2 protein-coding genes are annotated in these 1,065 nt (G+C 76.3%); both read left to right on the plus strand.

All coding sequences use genetic code 11. The features are described 5' to 3' along the window. On the plus strand, positions 1 to 505 hold a 505-nt coding region (locus AC2W7G_RS16980; RefSeq protein ID WP_485869476.1), incomplete at its 5' end, for a DNA replication/repair protein RecF. Further along, positions 498 to 1,007: a DciA family protein gene (locus tag AC2W7G_RS16985; protein ID WP_485869477.1), complete on the plus strand. Its 510-nt coding sequence runs from the start codon at positions 498 to 500 to the stop codon at positions 1,005 to 1,007. The genes AC2W7G_RS16980 and AC2W7G_RS16985, both read left to right, overlap by 8 nt. Positions 1,008 to 1,065 lie beyond the last annotated feature (58 nt).

The following is a 1,065-nucleotide window of genomic DNA, read 5'->3' on the forward strand; positions in this document are numbered from 1 at the left end:
CCGCACCTGGCCGAGGCGTAACGTCGACGTGGCGGCGGCTGGCCGCGCGACCGGCGCACGGCCACCGCGACCTACCGGCCGTCGTTCGACCCCGGCGAGGCCGCGACCCGAGGCGCTGCGCGCGGCGATGCTCGAGCAGGTCGCCCGCCGCCGGCCCGACGAGCTCGAGCGCGGGGTCAGCCTGGTCGGTCCGCACCGCGACGAGGTGGTGCTGACCCTCGGCGACCTGCCGGCCAAGGGCTACGCGAGCCACGGCGAGTCGTGGTCGTTCGCCCTGGCCCTGCGCCTGGCCTCGTTCGCCCTGCTGCGCGAGGATGGGGACGACCCGGTGCTCGTCCTCGACGACGTCTTCGCCGAGCTCGACCGCGGCCGCCGCGACCAGCTCGCCGGCCTCGTCGCCGACGCCGAGCAGGTGCTGGTCACCGCGGCGGTGCTCCAGGACGTGCCCGAGGCGCTCGCCGGACAGGTGTTCCACGTGGAACAAGGAGTGGTGAAGCGTGCCTGACACGCCCGAGCCGACGGCGTCCGACCCGGACGACGGGCTGTCGCTCGCCCGCGAGATCGCCGACGCCTACCGCACGACGCCGAGCCAGCCACGTCGTCGCCGGCGCTCCGGCGGCCGCGCCGCGGCGCCCTACCGGCCCCAGCGCGAGGACGCCTCGCCGCTCGCCGCCCACCTCGACGCGCTCGTGTCGGCGCAGGGATGGCAGGACGACCTGGCCACCCACCGGGCCATCGGCGACTGGGCGCGCATCGTGGGCGACGAGGTCGCCCAGCACTGCCACGCGGTGGAGATCGAGGACGGCCGGCTCACCGTGCAGGCGGACTCCACCGCCTGGGCCACGCAGATCAAGCTGCTCGCGCCGCGGATCCTGGCCCGGCTCAACGAGGAGATCGGCCAGGGCTCGGTCATCCACCTCGACATCCGTGGCCCGCAGGGCCCGAGCTGGAAGACCGGACGCCGCTCGGTGCGCGGCGGGCGCGGGCCGCGCGACACCTACGGCTGAGCGCGGGGGCGGAAGCCGGCGGCGAGCGCCAGGGTGAGCGAGACCGCGAGCCCGGTGC

Source organism: Aeromicrobium sp. PFPM2_SD2 (genome assembly GCF_057364525.1).